The sequence below is a fragment of the Amycolatopsis sp. NPDC004747 genome (assembly GCF_053601335.1).
This window is the reverse complement of the sequence record NZ_JBSGBQ010000006.1, coordinates 249,527-272,042: the sequence shown is the minus strand read 5'-3', so window position 1 is coordinate 272,042 and position 22,516 is coordinate 249,527. Positions and strand designations below refer to the sequence as shown.

Sequence of the window (22,516 nt, the reverse complement as noted above, 5' to 3'; positions counted from 1 at the left end):
TTTAGACCGGCGCTCGTCGTACCGCCGGGTATCGCGTCCGAGCCGGGGAGTGAGTAAGGATGTCGACCATGAACGCCACCCCGCCGCGGCTGCCCCCGTCCGGTCGACGCGCGAGGAAGGCGGCGACCAGCCGGATCACCCGCCCGGGGGCCCGGTTCGAGGGCTACCTCTCGCCGGAGCGGCCGCACGCCGGCGCCTACGACGAGATGTTCGCCGCCGACGGCACGGTCCGCGGCCCGTACCGGGCGCTGTACGAGTCGATCGCCGCCCTCGACGCGCACGACCTGCAGTCCCGCTCCCAGGCCCTGGACCGGGCGATGGTCGACCAGGGCATCACTTTTTCACTGTCCGGGCAGGAGCGGCCGTTCCCGCTGGACCTGGTGCCGCGGGTGATCCAGGCCGCCGAGTGGACGAAGCTCGAGCGCGGGGTCGCCCAGCGCGTCCGCGCGCTCGAGGCGTTCCTCGCCGACGTCTACGGCGACCGGCAGATCCTGCGCGACGGCGTGCTGCCGCGGCGGCTGATCACCTCGTGCGAGCACTTCCGCCGGGAGGCGTTCGGCATCACCCCGCCGAACGGCGTGCGCATCCACGTGTCCGGTGTGGACCTGGTGCGTGACGAAGAGGGCACGTTCCGGGTGCTGGAGGACAACCTCCGCAACCCGTCCGGGGTGTCGTACGTGATGGAGAACCGGCGCACGATGGCCCGGGTCTTCCCGGACCTGTTCGCCCAGCACCGCGTGCGACCGGTCGGCGACTACGCGTCGCACCTGCTCCGGGCGCTGCGCGCGGCGGCCGCGGCGAACGTCGCCGACCCGACGGTCGTCGTGCTGACCCCCGGCGTGCACAACTCGGCGTACTTCGAGCACTCGCTGCTGGCCCGGTTGATGGGTGTCGAGCTGGTCGAAGGCCGCGACATGTTCTGCCGCGACAACGTCGTCTACCTGCGGACCACCGAGGGCGAGCGCCAGGTCGACGTCATCTACCGGCGGATCGACGACGAGTTCCTCGATCCGGTGCACTACCGGCCGGACTCGGTGCTCGGCGTGGCCGGGATCCAGAACGCGGCGCGCGCGGGCAACGTCGTGGTCGCGAACGCCATCGGCAACGGCGTCGGCGACGACAAGCTCGTCTACACCTACGTGCCGGAGATGGTGAAGTACTACCTGAACGAGAAGCCGCTCCTGCCCAATGTGGACACCTTCCGCTGCTGGCTGCCGGACGAGTTCGACCACGTCATGGCCCACCTGGACGAGCTGGTCGTGAAGCCGGTCGAGGGCTCGGGCGGCTACGGGATCGTGTTCGGGCCGGAGGCGTCCAAGAAGGAGCTGGACACGCTGCGGCGGAAGGTGCGTGCGAACCGGCGCGGCTGGATCGCGCAGCCGGTGGTCCAGCTCTCGACCGTGCCGGCCAAGGTGGACGACCGGCTCGCGCCGCGGCACGTCGACCTGCGGCCCTTCGCCGTCAACGACGGCAAGGACATCTTCGTGCTCCCCGGCGGGCTGACCAGGGTGGCGCTGCCGGAGGGCAGCCTGGTCGTCAACTCCTCGCAGGGCGGCGGCTCGAAGGACACCTGGGTGCTGGCGTCCCGGGCGTCGACGGCCGAGCGGGAGCTGGAGCAGCCCGCACTCGGCGCGATGTCCACTGTGGATGGACTGGCCGCCGAGCAGGGGCCCGAGCTCACGACGTCCCAGCAGCAACAGCAGCAACAGCAGAGCTAGGGAGGCCGCATGCTGGCACGCAACGCGGAGTCGCTGTACTGGATCGGCCGGTACGTCGAACGCGCCGACGACACCTCCCGCATCCTCAACGTCTCGGTCCACCAGCTGCTCGAAGACGCGACCGTCGACCCGGACCACGCGAGCCGCCAGCTGCTGGCCGTCCTGGGCATCGACCCGGCGGGCACGCAGGACCTCGACGTGTGGAAGCTGACCGAGCTGGTGGCGTACGGGAAGGACAACCCGGCCTCGATCGTCGGCTCGATCAACTCGGCGCGCGAGAACACGCGCGGCGCCCGCGAGGTCGTCTCGACCGAGCTGTGGGAGTGCCTGAACGCGACGTGGAACGCGGTGCCGGACCGGCAGCGCTACGCCCGGCGCGCCGGGCCGCACGCGTTCCTGTCGTTCGTCGAGGAGCGCGCGGCGATGTTCGCCGGGCTGGCCGACTCGACGATGTCGCGGGACGACGGCTGGCTGTTCATGGTGCTGGGCCGCTCGATCGAACGCGCCGACATGGTCGTGCGGCTGCTGCTGTCCCGGGTCGCGGACCGCGCGTCTTCACCGGGCTGGATCACGGTGCTGCGCTCCGCCGGCGCGCAGGACACGTACCTGCGGACCTACCGCGGCGCGCTGGACGCCGGCCGCGTCGTGCAGTTCCTGTTGCGGGACACGCTGTTCCCGCGTTCGGTGTTCCACGCGCTGCGCCAGGCCGAGGACTGCCTGCAGCGGCTCGACCCGGGCGGCGGCTCGCGCAGCAACGAGAAGTCCGAGGCGCTGCGCCAGCTCGGCCGGGCCCGCAGCGAGCTGGAGTTCCTCCGCCCGTCGGACCTGCTCACCGACCTGCCGCGACGGCTCGGTGGGTTGCAGACGACGATCAAGGACATCGGGGAAGCGGTGTCCCTGCAGTACTTCAGCACGTCGCCGTGGGTGGCGTGGAGCGGCGCGGAGGTTTCACTGTGACGTGGCAGCTGCGGGTGGCGCACCGGACCGGGTACCGGTACGCGACACCGGCGACGCAGTCGTACAACGAGGCTCGGCTGACCCCGCGCTCCGACCGCCGCCAGACGACGGTGGCGACCCGCATCGAGACGACCCCGGCGACCCGCGCCTACCGGTACACGGACTACTGGGGCACGGTCGTGACGTCGTTCGACCTCCACGCGCCGCACACCGAGTTCACGGTGCTGGCGACGTCGGTGGTCGAGACGGCGGACGAAGCGGAGCCGATCCGCACGGCGTCGTGGAAGGACCTGCGGTCGGAGACGGTGATCGACCACCGCACCGAGTACCTGACCCCGACCGACTACACCCCGCGAGACGTCACGCTGGCGCGCGAAGCCCGGTCACTGCGGACGGGCCTCGACCCGGCGGACGCGGTGCTGGCGGTGTGCGAGTGGGTGAACAAGCAGCTCAAGTACCAGCCGGGCACCACCGGCGTCCACTCGACGGCGACGGACGCCTGGCAGGCGCGTGAGGGCGTCTGCCAGGACTTCGCGCACGTCACGCTGGTGATGCTGCGGGCGATCGGGGTGCCGGCGCGGTACGTGTCCGGGTACCTGCACACGAAGCCGGACGCGAAGCTCGGCGAGGTGGTCGAGGGCGAGTCCCACGCCTGGGTCGACGTCTGGACCGGCGGCTGGTGGGCGTACGACCCGACGAACGCCATCCCGGTCGGCCCGCGGCACGTGTGGGTGGCGATGGGGCGGGACTACGCGGACGTGGCGCCGTTGAAGGGCATCTTCACCGGGGGCGGTCAGTCCACCTTGGACGTCTCGGTCCACCTGACCCGGCTGGCCTAGAGCAAGAAGGTCCCGCCCGCCGCTTCGGCCAGCTCCGCGCCGAGGGCCGACGCCGGGGTGTGCGCGCCCGGCTTGCCCTCGCCGCGGGCCAGGCGCGCCGCCGTTTCGGCCACGACCGCCGCCGTGAAGTCCATGGCTTCGTCCGCACGGAGCCAGCCCTCGCGGGTGGTTCCGCCGGGCCAGGTCACGACGGCGTGGCCCCACGTGTGGGTGCGGGGGCGGGGCGCCGGCTTCGTCCGGACCGCCGCCAGCCGCCGGACGGCGAAGCGGCGCACGGCCGGGATCGACACCACCCGCCCGAGCAGCGGGAGCAGGGCCCGGACCACCGGCGAGGTCGGGGCGAGCCCGGAGAAGACCGTGACGTCCGCCGCGCCGGACGCACGCCGGGCGGCGATCAGCTCACCCGAGTCGACGCCCGCCACCTTCGCCGACTCGCCGTCCGGCAGGACGAGGGTGCGCGGCTTCGCGCCTCTCGCCGTGACCGCGGTCAGGGCGTCGACGATGCTGGCGGCCAGCGCGACCCCCACGGTCCCGCCCTCGGACGCGACGGAGGCCAGCGCGTCGACCTCCACGCGGCTCGGCGTGTCACGCCCCTCGCACAGCTTCGCGACGACGGCCTCGGTGGCCAGGACGCCGAACCCGGCGCCGGTCACGAACGTGCTGCCGCCGGCCAGGGCCTCTTCGTGCAGGTCGAGCAGCCGCCGGACCGCGACCGGGTCCGCAGCCATGTCCACGTAGTGGCCGCCGGGCAGGCCGGCCCGCGCGATCGCCGGGGCGGTGGCGGCGTACTCGCCGATCGTGTTGATCACGACCGCCGGCCGCCGGCGCCGGATTTCGGCGGCCATGGCCTCGACGCCGTCGGCGACGACGTACTTCGAGCCGGTCGCCGCCAGGCGTTCCTGGTTGCGTCCCACCAGCACGACCGGCACGTTCCGGCGCTCGAGTTCGGCGGTGATGGCCCGGCCGGTGCGGCCCAAGGCGCCGAGTACCCAGATCTCCATGTCGACTCCCGTGATGTCTCAGTGTGTCATCACTGAGGCTAGCAGGTAATGACACACTGAGACATCAGTTAGGCTGAACCGTGGCCAGATGGGATCCCGGGACCGCGGACCGGCTGCGGAAAGCCGCGCTGGAGCTGTACGCCGAGCACGGCTACGACGCCGTGACGATCACGCAGATCGCCGAGCGCGCCGGGATCACGCGCCGCTCGTACTTCCGCTATTTCCCCGACAAGCGCGAAGTCCTCTTCGCCGGCGCGGAGCAGCTGCCGCCCGCGGTCGCCGAAGCCGTGCTCGCCGCCGAAGAAGGCGAATCGCCGTTGCGGACGGCGCTCACCGCGCTGGCCGAGGTCGGTACGCAGGTCACGCAGCTGGTCGACCCGTCTCCCGAACGCCGGGCGGTCATCGCCGCCACGCCCGAGCTCCGCGAACGCGAGCGGAGCAAGGGCGCGGCGATGACGACCGCGATCCGGGAGGCGCTCGAGCAGCGGGGGACACCGCCCGAGCTGGCGAAACCGGCGGCCCAGGTCGCGGCGATCATCCTCGGCGACGCCTTCGACCGCTGGATCGACTCGGGCGGTGACCAGCAGTTCCCGGCCTACCTCGATGCGGCCACCGAAGCGTTCCGGGAAGCCTGCCGCTAGCCGCGGGCGTGCGCGTCCAGGATGTGCGCGACGGCCTCGGTGACCTGCTGCGCGTAGTCCAGGTGGAGCCACTCGTCCGGCACGTGGATGTTCGAGTCGGCCCCGCACGCGCCGGTGACCAGGAACTGCGCGTCCGGGTACTTCCGCGAGAGCAGGCCCATGAACGGGATCGAGCCACCCATGCCGGTCGCCCGGTGCGGCTGCCCGAACACCTCGTCGCTGACCGTGCGCAGGGCCGTCGTCAGCCACGGCGACTCGGTCGGCGCGTTCCAGCCGTCCTCCGCCTGCGGGTTGTCGCCGAAGGTCACCTTCGCGCCATACGGGACGTCGGTGGTCAGGGTCTTCTTCACGGCTTCGAGCGCCTTCTCGGCGTCGGCCGTCGGCGGCAGGCGGAAGCTCAGCGTCAGCGTCGTGCTCTCGCGCAGCACGTTGCCGGCGTCGGCGGGCTTCGGGAAGCCGTCGGCGCCGATCACCGACAGCGTCGGGCGCCACGCGTTGTTGAGCATCAGCTCCAGCGCGTCCTCCGTGATCACGCGCCCGCCTTCGACCAGCGGGAACGCCTTCGACAGCGCCTCCGGGAAGTCCTGCGAGACGGCCTTGAGCTCCGAGAGCCGGTTCGCCGGGACGTCGACCTTGAGCTCGTCGAGCAGCAGCTCGCCGGTCGCGCTGTCCTCGAGCCGCTCGAGCAGCTTCCGCAGCACGCGGAACGAGCTGGCGACGACCCCCGACGCGATGCCCGAGTGCTGGGCCGACCCGAGCAGCTGCACGGTGACGTCGAGGTGCAGCATCCCGCGCAGGCTGGTGACCAGCCACAACCGCTCGTAGTCGCTGCCGCCGGCGTCGAGGCAGATGACCAGCGACACCTCGCCGATGCGGTCGGCCAGGTGCTCGACGTACGCGGGCAGGTCGGGGCTGCCGGACTCCTCGCCGGTCTCCAGCAGCAGCACGATCCGGGCGTGCTCGCCGCCGGCCGCGTGCACGGCTTCGATCGCCGTGGTCGCCGCGTAGCCGGAGTAGCCGTCGTCGACGGACCCGCGGCCGTACAGCCGGCCGTCGCGGATCACCGGGGTCCACGGGCCGAGGCCTTCGGACCAGCCGCCGACCGGGGGCTGCTTGTCGAGGTGGCCGTACATCAGGACGGTGCCCTTGTCCGCCGCGCCCGGGGTCGCCGGGACGTCGACGAGCAGCAGCGGGGTCCGGTCTTCGAGCCGGACGACCTCGAGGGTCGCGCCGGGCAGGTCGCGCCCGGCGATCCACTCGCGGACGTGGTCGACGGCGGCGGCGAGGTGGCCGCTCTTCGCCCATTCGGCGTCGAAGGCCGGGGACAGGGCGGGGATCGCCACCAGTCCGGACAGGCTCGGGATGACGTCGTTGGTCCACGACGCCACTACGGATTCACGAACGGATTTCTGCTCCACCCGGCCCATCGTGCCATGGGGGTCCGACAGTGCGGGACGTCACAACGTCGCCACCGGGGAGCGTGATCACCCGATCACGCGGGAGCGCCACGCCTGGTGAGCGCGCGAGTCGATTCCCTACTCTCGTAGGTCCGATGCTCGGGCTTCCTAACGTTTCCCCTGTTCAGGGCCCCTTTCTCAGCAACAAATCAGCATCCGTCACTCACCAAAGCGCGGGCCTTCGTGCCAGGATGTCGGCGAGAACCGTCAACGCCGACGGTGACCGAGCGCTTCGGACCCGATGCGCTGGTCCCCGCCGGTGCAGTCGCTGTGGTCGCCACAAGCGGCCGCCAGAGGCACCGACACCGAGGAGTACTGCGCATGCCGTCCGAACAGTGGACGCACCCGGAGCCCGGAGACGGGCCGGCCGCCGTAGCGGCCCAGCCTTCCCCCGAGCAGGTGATCGCCGGATTGCGGGCAACGAGCGAAGGTGGCGCTGAGCTGACTCAGCTGCTCACCCCCGAAGGCGAACGGGTTCCCTCGCCCCAGTTCGACAAGTACGTCGAGGACGTCGACGCCGAAGCACTCCGCGGCCTGTACCGCGACATGGTGCTGGTCCGGCGGGCCGACCGCGAAGCGAACGCCATGCAGCGCCAGGGCCAGCTCGGCATCTGGGTGCCGCTGCTCGGCCAGGAGGCCGCGCAGATCGGCTCGGGCCGGGCGCTGAAGGCCAACGACATGGCCTTCCCGAGCTACCGCGAGCACGGCGTCGCGTTCACGCGCGGGGTCGACATGAAGGACCTGCTCGGCATCTTCCGGTGCACCGACCACAGCGGCTGGGACTACCGGCAGCACGGTTTCCACCCGTACACCATCGTGATCGGCAACCAGGTGCTCAACGCCGCCGGCTACGCGATGGGCCAGAAGTTCGAGGGCAAGGTCGGTGACGACGACGGCGAAGCGACCATTGTCTACTTCGGAGACGGCGCGACCTCGCAGGGTGACGTCCACGAAGGATTCGTCTGGGCCGCGGTCTACGACGCGCCGCTGGTGTTCTTCTGCCAGAACAACCAGTGGGCGATCTCCGAGCCGACCGAGCGCCAGTCGCGCCTGCCGCTGTACCAGCGCGCCCGCGGCTACGGCTTCCCCGGCATCCGCGTCGACGGCAACGACGTCCTGGCCTGCCTCGCGGTGTCGCGCTGGGCGCTCGACGAGTGCCGCCACGGCAACGGACCCGTCCTGATCGAGGCGTTCACCTACCGGATGGACGCGCACACGACGACCGACGACCCCACCCGCTACCGGCTCTCCGACGAGCTGGAGGAGTGGAAGCTCAAGGACCCGATCGAGCGCGTCCGCGCGTACCTGGCCCGCGGCGGGTACGCCGACCAGGCGTTCTTCGACAGCGTCCAGGCCGAGGCCGACATGTTCGCCGCGGACCTGCGCGAGTACACGTTCAACATGCCCGAGCCACCGCCCGAGAGGATCTTCAGCAACGTCTACGCCGAGGGCAACCCGGTGCTGGAGGCGCAGCGCGAAGAGTTCCTGTCCTACCTCGACGGCTTCGTATCGGCGGGTGAGCACTGATGTCCGACCTCCAGAAACTCACCATCGGCAAGGCCCTCAACCTCGGCCTGCGCCGCGCGATGGAAGAAGACCCCAAGGTCCTGATCATGGGCGAGGACGTCGGCAAGCTCGGCGGCGTCTTCCGGATCACCGACGGCCTGCAGAAGGACTTCGGCGAGCAGCGCGTGCTGGACACGCCGCTCGCCGAGTCGGGCATCATCGGCACCGCGGTCGGCTTGGCCGTGCGCGGCTTCCGGCCGGTGTGCGAGATCCAGTTCGAGGGCTTCATCTTCCCCGGCTTCGACCAGATCTCGTCGCAGCTGGCGAAGCTGCACTACCGGACGCAGGGCAAGATCAAGATGCCCGTCGTGATCCGGGTGCCGTTCGGCGGCGGGATCGGCGCGGTCGAGCACCACTCGGAGTCGCCGGAGTCGCTGTTCGCGCACATCCCGGGCCTCAAGGTCGTGTCCATCTCGAACGCCGTCGACGCCTACTGGGGCATCCAGCAGGCGATCAAGTCGGACGACCCGGTGCTGTTCTTCGAGCCGAAGCGGCTTTACCACTCGGGTGCGCTGCGCGCGGAGATCGACGTCACCGGCACGCCGGTCCCGTGCTTCTCGTCGCAGGTCGTGCGCGAAGGCACGACGGCGACGGTCGTCGCGTACGGCCCGTCGGTGAAGGTCGCCCTCGACGCGGCCGCCGCGGCCGAGGACGAAGGCAAGTCCCTCGAGGTCATCGACCTGCGCACGCTCTCGCCGCTGGACCTCGGCCCGGTGTTCGAGTCGGTGCGCAAGACCGGACGGCTGATCGCGCTGTCGGAGGCGCCGTCGGAGTCGTCGCTGACCTCGGAGATCGCCGCGCGCGTCCAGCAGGAGTGCTTCTACTCGCTGGAAGCGCCCGTCCTCCGGGTGACCGGGTTCGACACGCCGTACCCGCCGGCCAAGCTCGAGGAGCACTACCTCCCCGACCTGGACCGGGTGCTGCACGCCGTCGACCGCTCGCTCGCCTGGTAAGGGGGATTTCCGCGCAATGCCCACGTACAAGCAATTCCCCTTGGCCGACACGGCGGAGGGGCTGACCGAAGCCGACATCCTCAACTGGCACGTCAAGCCGGGCGACACGGTGACGGTGAACCAGATCGTGGTCGAGATCGAGACCGCGAAGGCCGCCGTCGAGCTGCCGATCCCGTGGGCCGGGGTCGTCACCGAACTGCACGTCGAGCCGGGCCAGACGGTGGAGGTCGGGACGCCGATCCTGACCATCGACGTCGACCCCGGTGGCGCGGCCGCACCCGCCGCTGCCCCCGCCGCCTCGGCTCCGGCCGAGGAAGAGGAGATGAAGCCGCTGGTCGGGTACGGCTCGAAGACAGTCGTCACGCAGCGGCGGGCCCGCAAGGGCGCCGCCCCCGCGGCCGCTGTCGCCGCTCCGCCGCCGCCGGCTCCCGCTGCTCCGACGGCTCCCGCCGCTCCTGCCGCGCCTCGCGGCGGGTACGTCCCGCTGGCGAAGCCGCCGGTGCGGAAGCTGGCGAAGGATCTCGGCGTCGATCTGCACGCGCTGACCGGCACCGCCGAGGGTGGCGTGATCACCCGCGACGACGTCGAGCGGGCGGCCAACGGCTCCGCCGCCGCGCCGGTTTCGTCCACTGTGGACTCCGGCTACGACCCGGCCACCCGCGAGCGGCGGGTGCCGGTCAAGGGCGTCCGCAAGGCCACCGCGGCCGCGATGGTGCAGAGCGCGTACACCGCTCCGCACGTCACGGAGTTCCTGACCATCGACGTCACGCCGATGATGGAGTTCCGCGAGAAGCTGAAGAAGTCGCGGGAGTTCGCCGGGGTCAAGGTCACGCCGCTGACGTTCGCCGCGAAGGCCGTGTGCCTGGCGGCGAAGCGCACCCCGGACGTCAACGCGGTCTGGGACGAAGCGGCGCAGGAGATCGTCTACAAGGACTACGTGCACCTCGGGATCGCCGCGGCCACCCCGCGGGGCCTGATCGTGCCCAAGGTCCGCGACGCCGACTCGATGTCGCTGAAGGAGCTGGCCAACGCGCTGACGGCGTTGACGGACACCGCCCGCGAGGGCAAGACCTCGCCGGCGGACATGGCGAACGGCACGATCACGATCACCAACGTCGGCGTGTTCGGCGTCGACACGGGAACGCCGATCATCAACCCGGGCGAGTCCGCGATCCTGTGCCTCGGCGCGATCAAGGACCAGCCGTGGGTGGTCGACGGCGAGATCAAGGTCCGGAAGGTGCTCCAGCTGTCGCTGAGCTTCGACCACCGCGTGGTCGACGGCCAGCAGGGCTCGGAGTTCCTCGCCGACGTCGGTGCGCTGCTGGCCGACCCGGCGATGGCCATGACGTACTGAGTTTTCCCAGGTGAGGGCCGCTTTCGGGCGGCCTTCACTTTTATCCATTTGACGGAGTGAGCACTCACTCCGCACACTGGTGGCATGACACCAGCACCCGAGACCCGGCGCAGAGCGCCGAGCATGAGCGCCGAAGACCGGCGCGCCATGATCGTGCACGCGGTGCTGCCGCTCCTGATGGACCACGGCACCGCGGTCACGACCAGCCAGATCGCCCGCGCCGCCGGCATCGGCGAGGGCACCATCTTCCGCGCGTTCAAGGACAAGGACGAGCTGTTCGACGCCTGCACCGCCGAGGTGCTGCGCCCCGACCACGTCCTCGACGCGATCGCCGAAATCCCCATCGAACAACCACTGGCGGACAGGCTCGTCGAGGCCGCCGAAGCGCTCGGCGCGCACTTCGAGCGGATGGGCGCGCTGATGGGCGCCCTGCACGCGACCGGCCGCGTCCGGCACCGCGACCCCGAGCAGCGCCTGAAGAACCGCACGCTGAAGGGCGGCCGCAGCGAGTCGATGGCCGCCATGCGCGGCGCGATCACCGAACTGTTCGAACCCGAGAAGGACCGGCTGCGGCTGGCCCCGGAGCAGCTGGCCGCGCTGTTCCTCACCCTGCTGTTCGGCGGACGGCGGATGGCGCCGGACGACAACGCCGCCACCACGCGCCAGGTGGTCGACGTCTTCCTGCACGGCGCGGTGGAGGCTCAGTGATCCCGGGCGGTGGGGGCGGCATGGAGTTCATGCTGGCGCGGCGAGGAAGACGGCGGCACGCCGTGACCGTGCCGGAGAGCGGGCTGACCGGGCCCGTCGACATCCCCGAACCGAAGCAGGACGACCAGCCGAAGGACCTGCGCTCCCGGCTGAGGCGCGCGAAGACGTCGGTGGCGGGCACGGTCCGCGGCCTGCCGAAGGTCGTCAAGCTGACCTGGCAGGCCAGCCCGGTCCTGACCATCCTCCTGGCGCTGATCACGCTGTTGTCGGGCCTGCTGCCGACGGTGACCGCGTACGTGGCGAAGCTGCTGCTCGACTCCGTCGTCGCGGCGATCCAGGGCAAGGGGACCACCGGCGACATCGTGAACGTCGCGCTGTTCCAGTTCGGCGTGCTCGCCGCGACCGCGATCAGCAGCGCGCTGACGTCGATCGCGCAGTCGCTGCTGCAGGAACGCATGACGCTGACCATCCGCCACCAGGTGATGGCGCACGCGAGCGAACTGCACCTCGCGTACTTCGAGGGGTCCGCGTCCTACGACATGCTGCGCCAGGCGGCGCAGGAGGCGCCGACGCGGCCGCTGTCGATGATGAACTCCGCGCTGGGGCTCGTGCGGACGCTGATCACCTTCGGCAGCATGATCGCGCTGCTCGTCGCGATCAGCCCGCTGCTGGCGCTGGTCGCGCTGGTGGCGCCGATCCCGGCGTTCATCTCGCAGTCCAAGTACGGCTCGCGCGCGTTCTGGCTGACCTTCCTGATGTCGCCGATCAAGCGGCGGATGGACTACCTGTCGTCGCTGGTCACCACGGACACCTACGCCAAGGAGACGAAGCTGTTCGGGCTCGGCCCGTACTTCGTCGACCGGTTCCGCCGGCTGGGCTTGGTCTCGTACGAGCGGCAGCGGAAGCTGACGATCAACCGCAACATCAGTTCGACGTCCTGGGGGCTGCTGAGCACGTTCGCGGGTTCGGCGATCGCGCTGTACATCGCTTTGGAGGCGGTCGGCGGCCGGCTGACGCTGGGCGACCTGGCGCTGTACACGGCCGCGGCGACGTCCGTGCAGGCGTCGGTGTCCGGGCTGTTCACGGCCTTTTCGGGGATGTACGAGAACAACCTCTACCTCGACACGCTGTACCGGTTCCTGGACACGAAGCCGGAGATCACCGCGCCGGCCGCGCCGCGGCCCTTCCCGGCCAAAGTGGACGGACACATCGAGTTCGACTCGGTCACCTTCGCGTACCCGGGTTCGGAGGAGCCGGCCCTGGAGGACGTCAGCTTCGAGATCCGCCCGGGCGAGACGGTGGCGGTGGTGGGCCGCAATGGCGCGGGCAAGTCGACGCTGTTCAAGCTCCTCTGCCGGCTGTACGACCCGACGGACGGCCGCATCCTGCTCGACGGCGTCGACATCCGCGAGTACGACCCGGACGAGCTGCGCCGGCGGATCAGCGCGATGTTCCAGGACTACGTCACGTACCAGGGAACAGCGGCGGAGAACATCGGCCTCGGCGACCTCGCGCGGCTGGAGGACCGGCCGCACATCGAGGATTCGGCCCGCCGCGCCGGCGCGGACGAGCGCATCGAGCGGCTGCCGTCCGGCTACGACAGCCCGCTGGGACGTTGGTTCGACCAGGGCGTTTCGCTGTCCGGCGGGGAGTGGCAGAAGATCGCGCTGGCCAGGGCGTTCCAGCGCGAGGCACCGATCCTGATCCTCGACGAGCCGACGTCGGCCCTGGACGCCCAGGCCGAGCACGACCTGTTCTCCCGGCTGCGCGAGCTGTCCGAAGGCCGGACGACGCTGTACATCTCGCACCGGTTCTCGACCGTGCGGCAGGCGGAGCGGATCCTGCTGCTGGACCACGGGAAGGTGGCCGAGTACGGGACGCACGAGGAGCTGATGGCGGCGAAGGCGGGGTACGCGGAGCTGTTCACGTTGCAGGCGCAGGCGTACCTGGACGAGGTGCCGAGCTAGGGAACGAGCACGACCTTGCCGACCCCTTCGCGGCTCTCGACGCGCGCGTGCGCGGCGACGACGTCCGCGAGGGGGTAGGTGCGGTCGATGACCGGGGTCAGCGTGCCGTCCGCGACCAGGCCGAGTGCCTCGGCGCGGCCGGCCGCGACCTGCTTGCCGTAGGCGTCGGGCCCGCCGAAGCCGATCAGGGTGAGGCCGCGGGCGATGAGGCCGGCGACGGGGAACGCCGGGAATTCGCCGCTGAGCATGCCGTAGGCGAGGATCCGGCCGTGCGGCGCGAGTTTCGCGAGCAGCTCGGCGGCGCGCGGGCCGCCGATCGACTCGAAGACGACGTCGATGCCGTCGGGCACTTTCTGCCGCCAGTCCGGGTCGCGGTGGTCGATGTCGGCTTTCCCGCCGCCGGCCGTCGCCACCACTCGGGCACCTCTTAGTTCGGCCAGCCGGGCCAGGTAGCCGCCGATCGCCCCGGAGGCGGCCTCGACCAGCACCGTTTCGCCCGCTTCGACGTCCGCGGTCTTCATCAAGGTGAGCGCCACGGAGGCCGGAACGGCAGCGGCGACGGCCTGCTCGGGCGTGATGCCGTCGGGCACGAGCGTGTATTGGCTCGCCGCGACCACCTCGGCGTACGCACCCCCGGTGTAGGACATGGTGACGACCCTGCGTCCCGGCAAGGCCGGGTCGTCGGCCTCCACGACGATCCCCGCGGCCTCGTGCCCGAAGATCGCCGGCTCGCCGGCCGGCAGCAGACCGGACCGCAGCTGCGTCTCGTAGAACGGCACCCCGATGGCCTCGGTCCTGACGAGGACTTCGCCGGGATTCCGCGTCGGTTCGGGCCGGTCCTCGACCTTGAGGACCTCGGGACCACCAGAACCGTGTTGCACCACTGCCCGCATCGCTTTCCCCTAACTGGACCGACGGTCAACTTACGGCCGCCTACTATATGACCGACGGTCAACTTGTCGAGGAGTCTTCATGGAACGCGCCGACGCGGCCCGCAACCGCCGCGCAATCCTGCGCGCGACGGAGGAGCTGCTGGCCTCGCACGAGCTGGCCGAGGTGTCGATGGAGCGCGTCGCTGCCGCGGCCGGCGTCGGCAAGGGAACGGTGTTCCACCGCTTCGGCAACCGCGAAGGCCTGATGCGTGCGCTGGTGGAGTCACGGCTGGAGGAGCTTTCTGCGGCCTTGACCTCGGGTCCGCCGCCGCTGGGACCAGGAGCACCGCCTGCCGAGCGCCTGGCGGCGTTCTTCGACGCGGTGGTAGAGCTGGCTTCGAAGAACGTCAAGGTGATGGCGGCGTTCGAGCAGGCGTCGACGGACCGGCTGAACAGCCCGATCTACCTTTCGTGGCACGCGCACGTGTCGGAGTTGATCGCCTCGGCGGCACCGTCACTGGATGCGGACCTGATCGCGCACCTGCTGTTGGGGTCGTTGCACAGCGATCTGATGGTGCGGTTCTTGAAGACCGGCGAGACGGACCGGCTGCGCGCGGGCCTGCGATCGATGATCGCGACGTTGCTGCGCTGATCAGGCGGCGAAGTCGAAGTCGAGCTCCGACCAGGAACCCTTGGTCCGGTCGCGGATCACCCGCAGGATCACCTGGCGCTTGTCGGCCCAGTCGTCGGCCAGGCCGGCCATCGCATAGACACCGGCGAGCAGCACGACCCCGCCGAACCCGGCGACCACGGAAAGGGTGATCTCCAGCAGGTCGAGCAGCTGCCCGACGTCGAACTGACGGCTCGCGGGCAGCCGAGAAACCAAAGCAGCCCTCCACCGGCACCCCCGGCCACGAGCACGGCGACCACCAGCCACCCGATAACCGAGACGGCCATCCCCCGGCGCCCACCGCGGGTGAGCACGAGAAACGGCACGACCCGGCACAACGCGATCAGGAGCCGGCGAAGCCAGTCGGACACGAAGGGTGAGACCAGCGGCCGGCGAGGTGGGCCGGGAGCAAATCGGACAGGTCGTTCGTTGACCGGGTATGGCTGTCGCGTTCCTGCTCTACGTCTTCGCCGAGATCGCCGCGATCTGGGCGGTGGGTTCGGCGGTCGGCGTCCTCGGCACGCTGGCCCTCCTCCTGGCGGGCGCATTCCTGGGCTCCTGGCTGGCCCGCCGCGAGGGCGGCAAGGCCATGAGGGCGTTCACGGCCGCAGCCCGCTCGGGGCGGCCGGCGGAGAAGGAACTGACCGACGGAATGCTGGTCGGCCTGGGCGGGGTGCTGATCCTGGTGCCGGGGTTCGTTTCGGACGTCTTGGGGTTGCTGCTGATCCTCCCGCCGACGCGCGCGGTGGCGCGGCGGATGTGGTTGAAGCGGATGGAGAAGCGAGCGGTGCGGTTCGCCAACCAACGTCGCGGGCCGGTGATAGTGGTGGACAGCGAGGTCGTGTCCCCGGAGCCTTCGCGGCGGCGGGAGCAGCCGACGGTTATTGAGGGCCGGATCGTCGAGAACTGATCATGCGTGCGTCTCGCGGTGGTACTTGAGGAATTCGCTGCCGAGGTTGTGGGACTCCTGCACGGTCAACACGCCCACCCGCTGCCCGTGGCGAACGATCGTGAGATCCGGGTCGATGACAATGGCCCCGCGGTCGAACTGCACGTGGCAGTTGGCACAAAGGCATAGCACATTGGGCGGCAGGTCGGGGCCGCGGTGGATGCCGCCGAGCGCCCGGATGTGCGCTCCCTCTGAATATCCCCGGCCATCACCCACTGACAGGCGGACACCGCAGATCTGACACGTGTGGTCGTACATCTTCTTGACGTACTCCACGACTTCGGTTGAGCGAACAGTTCGTTGCGTGACGACCTTCTTGCGCTCTGGCTGGACGGTGCCAACCGGGGCTTCACCGTGGTGCAGTTCAGCAGACAGCAAGGCATCTTGCCGGACGAAGGTGACGTCCACGCCCACGCTCATCTTGACCATGCGGAATCGACAAATCTGGTAGCCGCCCTGACCGGGCACCAACGCGGCGTCGTCGACTCGGAACAGGCCGTCGTAGCGGTAACCCGAATCGGGCGCATACGGCGACTTCCGATCCGCGCCGCGCACCACCCGGACCGGAGCACCGGTCAACCAGCTCGTTCGCAGGGCAGCGTTTCCGGACGCTTCGAAGGTCTGATCACTCTCCTGTCGACCGCGGCCATCCCGCCCTCCGTGGCCGGTGTAGAACAGTTCGTACCCGTGATCGTCGTCGTCCTCGTAACCGCCCGACGACACGATGGATTCCGCACCCGCCTTGCCGGTTCCCACGATGCCCGCTTGGAGCGCACGGTGGACGCCACTCGCCGCCACCTCAGCCCGGCTAGCGAACACTGAGCCTTCTGGGTAGCCGGGGATCTCGCCGATGCCCGGCGCAAAGCCGTCGGCTGACATGATGTTGAGGTCTCGGAAGTCGAAGCCCAACGCGGTCAACCGCGCGACGACGGTCTGCAACCCACCGTTGAACTCTTTGGCCGCCAGGGCCTGACCGGTCGCATACCCGTGGGCCGCGCCGATAAGTGCCTTTGAGTCGTACTGCTGGCCAGCATGGAGCACGACGTACCGTCGCGATTGGCCGAAGCCGTACTTGTCCAGGAACGCATCGCGGCCGAGGTCGTCGAACTCGGCGATGGCTTTGAGGACATGCTCCTGGTACACGTCGGCGAGACTCATGCGACCACACTAAAGGTGGACACCGACAGTTTGCTGTCACCCAGCTAGAACAGCTAGTCCACAGATGGCTTGGGGATGTCGAAGTAGCTGCTGAACCGCACCGCCGGCGCGTACTCGCCCTTCACCTTCACCCGGCCCGTCACGAACATCGCCGCGACCGCGGCGTTGCCCGTCGCCATGCGGATGAAGTCGTCCACCGACAGGGTGATCGTGGTGTCCGGGGTGCGGGACAGGTCCGTTGAAGACACGCACACGCCGTCCTCGATCACCGTTTGGAAGCGGTCGTAGCCGTCCTCGCCCGTGCCCTCGGAAAAGCGCCAGGAAACCACGAAATCCACGTGGCGGGCGCGGGTTGGTGAGAAATGCTCCGACATTCGGCGAAAGATCTCGTCCAAAAACACTGCACGCAGCTCCGGATGGGAAGCGATCGCCTTCAGCTGGTCGCGGGATGCCTGGCGGACCACGTCCACCAGGACGTCCGTCGACAGGGAGCTCAGCTCGATGCCGGCGCCCGCGGAGCCCAGCATGTGCAGGGTTTCGAGCACCTGGACGAACTGCGTGGGCGTCAGGCGGCCGATGACCAGCTTCTCCGCGAACGCGTTCACCGCGTGGCCACCGCGAAGGGTGCGGGGGCGGCGCCATTTCGCGTTTCGGGGCACGAGCGGACTATACGGGCTTCGGTAAGTCGAAGAAACCGATCAAGCCGGCCGCGAAGGCCAGGTCACCTTTCACTTTGATTCTTCCCGTGACGAACAACACCGCCGGGGTCGCCTGGTGGGTGATGAGCCGGAAGAAGTCGGTCGGCGCGATGGTGATGGTGACTCGCGGAGTGGCGTGCATCGACCTGCTCACCGTGCAGGACCCGTGGGAGATCGCCGTCTCGTAGCGGTCGAAGCCGCCTTCGCCCGTTCCGCCCGACAGGCGCCAGTGGACCACCGCCTGCAGGTCGCGGGCGCGATCCGGCCGGATGTGCGCGCCCATGCGGGCGAAGATCTCGTCCAGCACGCGCTCGCGCAGCGCGCGGTCCGCGACGACGCTCTCCAGCTGCGCGCGCGACGCGGAGGCCACCAGGGAGGCGAACCGGGCCGGCTCGACCTTGCTCAGGTCGAACGCGGGCGCGCGTGAAGCCAGGCCGAGCAGGACGTTCAGGAATCGGCGGAAGTCGTCCTTGCGGAGCTCGCCCGGGTCGAGGGCTTCCGTGAGCGCGTTGACGTCGAGGGCGTGCGCCTCCGGGCCCAGCGGGTCGAGGCGCTCCAGCGCGTCGAGGAGCGCTGCCCCGCGGAGGTCCGCGATGCGATCGGCGCTGGTCATCCCGGCGTTTTCGGCCATGGTCACCCCTCTCCAGTTACCCAGCAGTAATACTACCCGCCAGTAGGTAGCCGGGCAAGCGTGCCGAAATCACTCTGCCGGGTCCGCTGCAGGTACCGTCTCCGGGCAGCAACAAGGAGGTCGAGCGTGTCAGAGGAAGATCAGCGTCCGCCCGAACGGGCCAGGCGGCTGCCGCGTGCGGTGCGCGAGCGGCAGATCCTGGACGCGGCCGTCCAGGTCTTCTCGCGCCACGGCTACCACGCCGCGTCGATGGACGAGATCTCCGACGTCGCCGGCGTCTCGAAGCCGATGATCTACACCTACCTCGGCTCGAAGGAAGACCTCTTCGGCGCGTGCATCCGCCGCGAGGCGACGCGCCTGCTCGAGGCCATCCAGGCCGGCGTGCAGCCCGACCTCCCGCCGGACATGCAGCTCTGGCACGGCCTGCGGTCCTTCTACCGCTTCGTCGCCGAGTACCGCGAGTCCTGGACGGTCCTGCACCGCCAGGCCCTCACCGTCGGCGGCGCCTTCGCCGCGGAGATCACCGACATGCGGGCCCGGGCGATCCAGCTCGTCGCCGCGCTCGTCGTGTCCGCCGGCACCCGCAAGGGCGTCGGCGAGCAGGCCGAGTTCTCCGGCGAAGGCCTGGCCGCGTCCCTGGTCGGCGGGGCCGAGTCGCTCGCCGACTGGGCCCTCGACCACCCCGACATCTCCGACGGCGTGCTGGCGTCCTGGCTGATGAACCTCGTCTGGCTCGGCTTCAACGACCTCATCGAGGGCGCGGTCTGGAAGCCGTCAGAGTGAGCTGATCGTGCCGTCCAGGTGCGGCTTCGACTTGCTCCACAGCTCGAACGCCCAGCCGTCGTCCACGGACCACGACGTGAAGGCCGCCTTGGCCGGCAGCAGCACCGGCTGCTTGAAGCGGACGTCCACCGTGAACGCCTCCGGCAGCCGGCCTTCGAACGCCGCCAGCGCGTGGGCCTTCGTCCACATCCCGTGCGCGATCGCGCGGGGGAAGCCGAAGAGACGAGCCGTCAGCGGGTGCAGGTGGATCGGGTTGCGGTCACCCGAGACCTCCGCGTAGCGCCGCCCGATGTCGGCCGGGACGCGCCAGATCGCGTCCGGCGTCGGCGGGGCCAGCTGGTCACGCCGGGAAGAGCCCGAACCCGGGCCGCGCCGCAGGTACGTGCTGACGTCCGTCCACACCGTCTCGTCGCCGACCTGGGCTTCGCTGACGACGTCGAACTGACGGCCCTTCTCGTGCGGGCGCAGGTTCTCCGCCCGCACGCGAACGGTCAGCGGCTCGCTCACCCGCAGCGCGCGGTGCTGGGTGATCCGGTTGCTCAGGTGCACCATGCCGAGCAGCGGGAACGGGAACCCCGGCTCGGTCATCAGCGCCATCTGCAGCGGGAACGCCAGCATGTGCGGGTACGTCGCGGGCAGCTCGTCGCTCAGCCGGAAGCCGCACACCGTGTTGTACGCCGCCAGGTGCGCCGGGTCGACGACGACGCCGGTGCGGACCAGTTCGGTGTCCGGCAGCGATGAGCCCGTTTTGCGGAAGCCGAGCAGTGCCTTCGGGTACAGCGTGGTCAGGCTCGGCGTGCTGTCGAGTTCGCGGATCGCCACGTCACGCCCCCAGCAGGGCCTGGCCGCAGACGCGGACCACGTTGCCGTTCACCGCGGCCGACGCCGGGTTCGCGTACCAGGCGATCGTCTCGGCGACGTCCACCGGCAGGCCGCCCTGGCCGAGGCTGGACAGCCGCCGCCCGGCTTCGCGGATGAACAGCGGCACCGCGGCCGTCATCTTGGTCTCGATGAACCCTGGCGCGACGGCGTTGATCGTGCCGCCGTAGGCCGCGAGCTGCGGCGCGCCGACGTTGACCATGCCGATCACGCCCGCCTTCGACGTCGCGTAGTTCGTCTGGCCGACGTTGCCGGCGATGCCCGCGATCGACGAGACGCCGATGATCCGGCCGTTCTCGTTCAGCACGCGATCGGCGAGCAGCTTGTCGTTCACCGCGAGCTGCGAGGCGAGGTTGACGGCGAGCACCGAGTCCCACGCGCTCTCGCTCATGTTCCCCAGCGTCTTGTCGCGCGTGATGCCCGCGTTGTGCACGACGATGTCGACGCCGCCGTGACGCTCCTTCAGGTACTCCGCGAGCTTCGCGGGCGCGCTCGGCGAAGTGATGTCGAGCTGCAGCGACGACCCGCCGACCTTGTTCGCCACCTTCGACAGGTCCCCGCCCTGGGCCGGGATGTCGAGCGCGACGACGTGCGCGCCGTCGCGGGCCAGCACCTCGGCGATCGCCGCGCCGATGCCGCGGGACGCGCCGGTGACCAGCGCGACCTTGCCGGCCAGCGGCTTTTCCCAGTTCGACGGCGCGGAAGCCGTCTTGCCCTCGGTGCCGATCCGGATCACCTGCGCGTCGACGAACGCCGACTTCGCCGAGAGCAGGAAGCGCAGCGTCGACTCCGTTGCCTCTTCGGCGCCTTCGGCGACGTACACGAGCTGCGCCGTCGCGCCGCGCTTCAGCTCCTTGCCCACCGAGCGGATGAAGCCTTCGAGCGCGCGCTGGGCGATCCGCTCGCGGCCCTCGACCTGCTCCGGCGGGGTACCCAGCACGACGACCCGGCCGGACGGCCCGACGCTGCGGATCACCGGGTGGAAGAAGTCGTAGACCTCGCGCAGGCGCGCGGGGTCGGTGACGCCGGTGGCGTCGAAGACCAGCGCCGCGTGCCGGTCCACCGCCGCCGTGACGACCTCGATGCCCGCGTCGGCCAGCTGGTCACGGAGGGTCTTCTCCAGCCGTCCGCCGGGCGCGGCGCCCAGGAGTGCGGGACCCTCGAGAGCGGGTTGCCCGGGCTGGTAGCGGCGCAGCGTGGCGGGGTTCGGCAGGCCGAGCTTCGGCACCACGAACTTCCCCAACGGGGTTTTCGTGAACTGCTGGTACCTGTCAGCCATCGGTTGCCTCCCGTGCAGTCTGCGTCACTTCGCAGTCTAACCTACTCGCTAGTAGGTTACAGTGTGAGGGACACGACCAGAGAGGTGAAGTCATGCCGCCGAAGAAGACACCAGCTGTCCGCAAGGTCGCGATCATCGGGGGCAACCGGATCCCCTTCGCGCGGTCCAACGGGCCGTACGCGAAGGCGTCGAACCAGGACATGTTCACCGCCGCCCTCGACGGTCTGGTCAGCCGCTTCTCGCTGCAGGGCGAGGTGATCGGCGAGGTCGCCGCCGGCGCCGTGCTCAAGCACTCGAAAGACTTCAACCTGGCCCGCGAGAGCGTGCTGGGCAGCAAGCTTTCGCCCGCGACGCCCGCGTCCGACGTCCAGATGGCGTGCGGCACCGGCCTGCAGGCGATCGTCAACGTCGCCAACAAGATCGCCCTCGGCCAGATCGACTCGGCGATCGCCGGCGGCGTCGACACCACGAGCGACGCGCCGCTGGCCGTCAACGAGGACCTGCGCCAGATCCTCATCCAGCTCAACGCCGCGAAGACGCTCGGCGACCGCCTCAAGCTCGTCGCGAAGATCCGGCCCGGGCACATCGTCCCGGCGATCCCCCGCAACGAGGAGCCGCGCACCGGGCTGTCGATGGGCGAGCACGCCGCGCTGACGGCCAAGGTCTGGGAGATCACCCGCGAGGCGCAGGACGAGCTCGCCGCGAGCAGCCACCAGAAGCTCGCCGCCGCCTACGAGCGCGGCTTCTTCGACGACCTCGTGACGCCGTTCCTCAAGCTCGCGCGCGACCAGAACCTGCGGCCGGACTCGACGGCGGAGAAGCTCGCCAAGCTCAAGCCGGCCTTCGGCGGCCCGGACGGCACCATGACAGCGGGCAACTCCACGCCACTGACCGACGGCGCGTCGACGGTGCTGCTCGCCACCGACGAGTGGGCGAAGGCGCACAAGCTGCCGGTGCTGGCGTACCTGACGTTCTCGCAGACCGCGGCCGTCGACTACGTCCACGGCGACAAAGGTCGACCAGCGGCGCGCAGCGCCTCCGTTGAGGGTGGTGGCGGGGGCATGGATGGACTGCTGATGGCGCCCGCCTACGCCGTGCCGCGGATGCTCGCGCGCGCGGGGCTGTCGCTGCAGGACTTCGACTTCTACGAGATCCACGAAGCGTTCGCGTCGCAGGTGCTGGCCACGCTCAAGGCGTGGGAGGACCCGGCGTTCGCCAAGGAGAAGCTGGACCTTGACGAGCCGCTCGGCGCGATCGACCGGGCGAAGCTGAACGTCAACGGCTCGTCGCTGGCGGCCGGGCACCCGTTCGCCGCGACCGGCGGCCGGATCGTCGCGACGCTGGCGAAGCTGCTGCACGAGAAGGGGTCCGGCCGCGGCCTGATCTCGATCTGCGCGGCCGGCGGCCAGGGCGTCACCGCGATCCTGGAGAAGTAA

The 22,516-nt window shown here is 70.2% G+C and carries 22 protein-coding genes; 13 read left to right on the top strand and 9 right to left on the bottom strand.

What is annotated here, in order from left to right:
- Positions 1 to 59: 59 nt before the first annotated feature.
- From ACWEGE_RS12360 to ACWEGE_RS12350, 3 genes are read left to right on the top strand one after another with little or no spacing between them, the layout of a single operon-like run.
- Positions 60 to 1,718 carry a circularly permuted type 2 ATP-grasp protein gene (locus ACWEGE_RS12360; RefSeq protein WP_449660493.1) on the top strand — a complete coding sequence of 553 codons (1,659 nt, stop codon included), beginning with the start codon at positions 60 to 62 and terminating at the stop codon, positions 1,716 to 1,718.
- Positions 1,719 to 1,727: 9 nt separating this feature from the next.
- Positions 1,728 to 2,675, top strand: coding sequence for an alpha-E domain-containing protein (locus tag ACWEGE_RS12355; protein ID WP_449660492.1), 948 nt, complete (start codon positions 1,728 to 1,730; stop codon positions 2,673 to 2,675).
- The gene (locus ACWEGE_RS12350) at positions 2,672 to 3,514 is read left to right on the top strand and encodes a transglutaminase family protein (protein ID WP_449660491.1); all 843 of its coding nucleotides are present in this window, start codon (positions 2,672 to 2,674) and stop codon (positions 3,512 to 3,514) included. Before ACWEGE_RS12355 ends, ACWEGE_RS12350 begins: the two co-directional genes overlap by 4 nt.
- On the opposite strand, the gene ACWEGE_RS12345 is transcribed toward ACWEGE_RS12350, so the two are convergent.
- The gene (locus ACWEGE_RS12345) at positions 3,511 to 4,515 is read right to left on the bottom strand and encodes a hypothetical protein (protein ID WP_449660490.1); all 1,005 of its coding nucleotides are present in this window, start codon (positions 4,513 to 4,515) and stop codon (positions 3,511 to 3,513) included. The two genes, ACWEGE_RS12350 and ACWEGE_RS12345, sit on opposite strands and share 4 nt — an antisense overlap.
- An 80-nt stretch (positions 4,516 to 4,595) precedes the next feature.
- Here ACWEGE_RS12345 and ACWEGE_RS12340 point away from each other — a divergent pair, with 80 nt between their 5' ends.
- A complete protein-coding gene (locus ACWEGE_RS12340) occupies positions 4,596 to 5,156 on the top strand; it encodes a TetR/AcrR family transcriptional regulator (protein WP_449660489.1) in 561 nt (186 codons plus the stop codon).
- Here ACWEGE_RS12340 and ACWEGE_RS12335 read toward each other — a convergent pair.
- A complete protein-coding gene (locus ACWEGE_RS12335) occupies positions 5,153 to 6,574 on the bottom strand; it encodes a M20/M25/M40 family metallo-hydrolase (protein WP_449660488.1) in 1,422 nt (473 codons plus the stop codon). The genes ACWEGE_RS12340 and ACWEGE_RS12335 overlap by 4 nt on opposite strands.
- Positions 6,575 to 6,934: 360 nt before the next feature.
- Between ACWEGE_RS12335 and pdhA the strand changes: the two genes are divergently transcribed.
- From pdhA to ACWEGE_RS12310, 5 genes are all read left to right on the top strand, one after another.
- Complete coding sequence (gene pdhA, locus ACWEGE_RS12330; protein ID WP_449660487.1) at positions 6,935 to 8,140, top strand: pyruvate dehydrogenase (acetyl-transferring) E1 component subunit alpha; 1,206 nt, start codon at positions 6,935 to 6,937, stop codon at positions 8,138 to 8,140.
- Complete coding sequence (locus tag ACWEGE_RS12325; protein ID WP_364596966.1) at positions 8,140 to 9,132, top strand: alpha-ketoacid dehydrogenase subunit beta; 993 nt, start codon at positions 8,140 to 8,142, stop codon at positions 9,130 to 9,132. The genes pdhA and ACWEGE_RS12325 overlap by 1 nt, the downstream gene beginning before the upstream one ends.
- Positions 9,133 to 9,148: 16 nt before the next feature.
- On the top strand, positions 9,149 to 10,486 hold the full coding sequence (locus ACWEGE_RS12320) for a dihydrolipoamide acetyltransferase family protein (protein ID WP_449660486.1): 1,338 nt from the start codon (positions 9,149 to 9,151) through the stop codon (positions 10,484 to 10,486).
- A 123-nt stretch (positions 10,487 to 10,609) separates the two neighbouring features.
- Positions 10,610 to 11,194 carry a TetR/AcrR family transcriptional regulator gene (locus ACWEGE_RS12315; protein WP_449660609.1) on the top strand — a complete coding sequence of 195 codons (585 nt, stop codon included), beginning with the start codon at positions 10,610 to 10,612 and terminating at the stop codon, positions 11,192 to 11,194.
- 20 nt (positions 11,195 to 11,214) lie between these two features.
- Complete coding sequence (locus tag ACWEGE_RS12310; RefSeq protein WP_449660485.1) at positions 11,215 to 13,161, top strand: ABC transporter ATP-binding protein; 1,947 nt, start codon at positions 11,215 to 11,217, stop codon at positions 13,159 to 13,161.
- Here the strand turns inward: ACWEGE_RS12310 and ACWEGE_RS12305 are convergent.
- Entirely contained in the window at positions 13,158 to 14,054 is an 897-nt protein-coding gene (locus ACWEGE_RS12305; protein WP_449660484.1) for a quinone oxidoreductase family protein, read from the bottom strand. The two genes, ACWEGE_RS12310 and ACWEGE_RS12305, sit on opposite strands and share 4 nt — an antisense overlap.
- 79 nt (positions 14,055 to 14,133) lie before the next feature.
- Between ACWEGE_RS12305 and ACWEGE_RS12300 the strand changes: the two genes are divergently transcribed.
- On the top strand, positions 14,134 to 14,685 hold the full coding sequence (locus tag ACWEGE_RS12300) for a TetR/AcrR family transcriptional regulator (protein WP_449660483.1): 552 nt from the start codon (positions 14,134 to 14,136) through the stop codon (positions 14,683 to 14,685).
- On the opposite strand, the gene ACWEGE_RS12295 is transcribed toward ACWEGE_RS12300, so the two are convergent.
- On the bottom strand, positions 14,686 to 14,919 hold the full coding sequence (locus tag ACWEGE_RS12295; protein ID WP_449660482.1) for a hypothetical protein: 234 nt from the start codon (positions 14,917 to 14,919) through the stop codon (positions 14,686 to 14,688).
- A gap of 223 nt (positions 14,920 to 15,142) precedes the next feature.
- On the opposite strand from ACWEGE_RS12295, the gene ACWEGE_RS12290 reads away from it, so the two are divergent.
- The gene (locus tag ACWEGE_RS12290; protein WP_449660481.1) at positions 15,143 to 15,613 is read left to right on the top strand and encodes an FxsA family protein; all 471 of its coding nucleotides are present in this window, start codon (positions 15,143 to 15,145) and stop codon (positions 15,611 to 15,613) included.
- Here ACWEGE_RS12290 and ACWEGE_RS12285 read toward each other — a convergent pair whose 3' ends face one another.
- From ACWEGE_RS12285 to ACWEGE_RS12275, 3 genes are all read right to left on the bottom strand, one after another.
- Complete coding sequence (locus tag ACWEGE_RS12285) at positions 15,614 to 16,810, bottom strand: YDG/SRA domain-containing protein (RefSeq protein ID WP_449660480.1); 1,197 nt, start codon at positions 16,808 to 16,810, stop codon at positions 15,614 to 15,616. It abuts the gene before it with no gap.
- Between the two features lie 53 nt (positions 16,811 to 16,863).
- A complete protein-coding gene (locus tag ACWEGE_RS12280; protein ID WP_449660608.1) occupies positions 16,864 to 17,415 on the bottom strand; it encodes an SCP2 sterol-binding domain-containing protein in 552 nt (183 codons plus the stop codon).
- Positions 17,416 to 17,476: 61 nt separating this feature from the next.
- Positions 17,477 to 18,139: an SCP2 sterol-binding domain-containing protein gene (locus ACWEGE_RS12275; RefSeq protein ID WP_449660479.1), complete on the bottom strand. Its 663-nt coding sequence runs from the start codon at positions 18,137 to 18,139 to the stop codon at positions 17,477 to 17,479.
- A 126-nt stretch (positions 18,140 to 18,265) separates the two neighbouring features.
- Between ACWEGE_RS12275 and ACWEGE_RS12270 the strand changes: the two genes are divergently transcribed.
- The gene (locus tag ACWEGE_RS12270; RefSeq protein ID WP_043787198.1) at positions 18,266 to 18,922 is read left to right on the top strand and encodes a TetR/AcrR family transcriptional regulator; all 657 of its coding nucleotides are present in this window, start codon (positions 18,266 to 18,268) and stop codon (positions 18,920 to 18,922) included.
- Here the strand turns inward: ACWEGE_RS12270 and ACWEGE_RS12265 are convergent.
- On the bottom strand, positions 18,914 to 19,744 hold the full coding sequence (locus ACWEGE_RS12265) for a MaoC family dehydratase (RefSeq protein WP_449660478.1): 831 nt from the start codon (positions 19,742 to 19,744) through the stop codon (positions 18,914 to 18,916). The two genes, ACWEGE_RS12270 and ACWEGE_RS12265, sit on opposite strands and share 9 nt — an antisense overlap.
- Before the next feature lies 1 nt (position 19,745).
- On the bottom strand, positions 19,746 to 21,080 hold the full coding sequence (locus ACWEGE_RS12260) for a 3-oxoacyl-ACP reductase (RefSeq protein ID WP_449660477.1): 1,335 nt from the start codon (positions 21,078 to 21,080) through the stop codon (positions 19,746 to 19,748).
- 92 nt (positions 21,081 to 21,172) lie between these two features.
- Here ACWEGE_RS12260 and ACWEGE_RS12255 point away from each other — a divergent pair, with 92 nt between their 5' ends.
- Complete coding sequence (locus ACWEGE_RS12255; protein ID WP_449660476.1) at positions 21,173 to 22,516, top strand: acetyl-CoA C-acetyltransferase; 1,344 nt, start codon at positions 21,173 to 21,175, stop codon at positions 22,514 to 22,516.

Excerpts from the sequence above, each read along its gene's own strand:
- ACWEGE_RS12360 (WP_449660493.1), top strand. The coding sequence starts at position 60 with ATGTCGACCATGAACGCCACCCCGCCGCGGCTGCCCCCGTCCGGTCGA.
- ACWEGE_RS12355 (WP_449660492.1), top strand. The coding sequence starts at position 1,728 with ATGCTGGCACGCAACGCGGAGTCGCTGTACTGGATCGGCCGGTACGTC.
- ACWEGE_RS12345 (WP_449660490.1), bottom strand. The coding sequence starts at position 4,515 with ATGGAGATCTGGGTACTCGGCGCCTTGGGCCGCACCGGCCGGGCCATC.
- pdhA (WP_449660487.1), top strand. The coding sequence starts at position 6,935 with ATGCCGTCCGAACAGTGGACGCACCCGGAGCCCGGAGACGGGCCGGCC.
- ACWEGE_RS12325 (WP_364596966.1), top strand. The coding sequence starts at position 8,140 with ATGTCCGACCTCCAGAAACTCACCATCGGCAAGGCCCTCAACCTCGGC.
- ACWEGE_RS12320 (WP_449660486.1), top strand. The coding sequence starts at position 9,149 with ATGCCCACGTACAAGCAATTCCCCTTGGCCGACACGGCGGAGGGGCTG.
- ACWEGE_RS12315 (WP_449660609.1), top strand. The coding sequence starts at position 10,610 with ATGAGCGCCGAAGACCGGCGCGCCATGATCGTGCACGCGGTGCTGCCG.
- ACWEGE_RS12310 (WP_449660485.1), top strand. The coding sequence starts at position 11,215 with ATGGAGTTCATGCTGGCGCGGCGAGGAAGACGGCGGCACGCCGTGACC.
- ACWEGE_RS12305 (WP_449660484.1), bottom strand. The coding sequence starts at position 14,054 with ATGCGGGCAGTGGTGCAACACGGTTCTGGTGGTCCCGAGGTCCTCAAG.
- ACWEGE_RS12300 (WP_449660483.1), top strand. The coding sequence starts at position 14,134 with ATGGAACGCGCCGACGCGGCCCGCAACCGCCGCGCAATCCTGCGCGCG.
- ACWEGE_RS12290 (WP_449660481.1), top strand. The coding sequence starts at position 15,143 with ATGGCTGTCGCGTTCCTGCTCTACGTCTTCGCCGAGATCGCCGCGATC.
- ACWEGE_RS12285 (WP_449660480.1), bottom strand. The coding sequence starts at position 16,810 with ATGAGTCTCGCCGACGTGTACCAGGAGCATGTCCTCAAAGCCATCGCC.
- ACWEGE_RS12275 (WP_449660479.1), bottom strand. The coding sequence starts at position 18,139 with ATGGCCGAAAACGCCGGGATGACCAGCGCCGATCGCATCGCGGACCTC.
- ACWEGE_RS12260 (WP_449660477.1), bottom strand. The coding sequence starts at position 21,080 with ATGGCTGACAGGTACCAGCAGTTCACGAAAACCCCGTTGGGGAAGTTC.
- ACWEGE_RS12255 (WP_449660476.1), top strand. The coding sequence starts at position 21,173 with ATGCCGCCGAAGAAGACACCAGCTGTCCGCAAGGTCGCGATCATCGGG.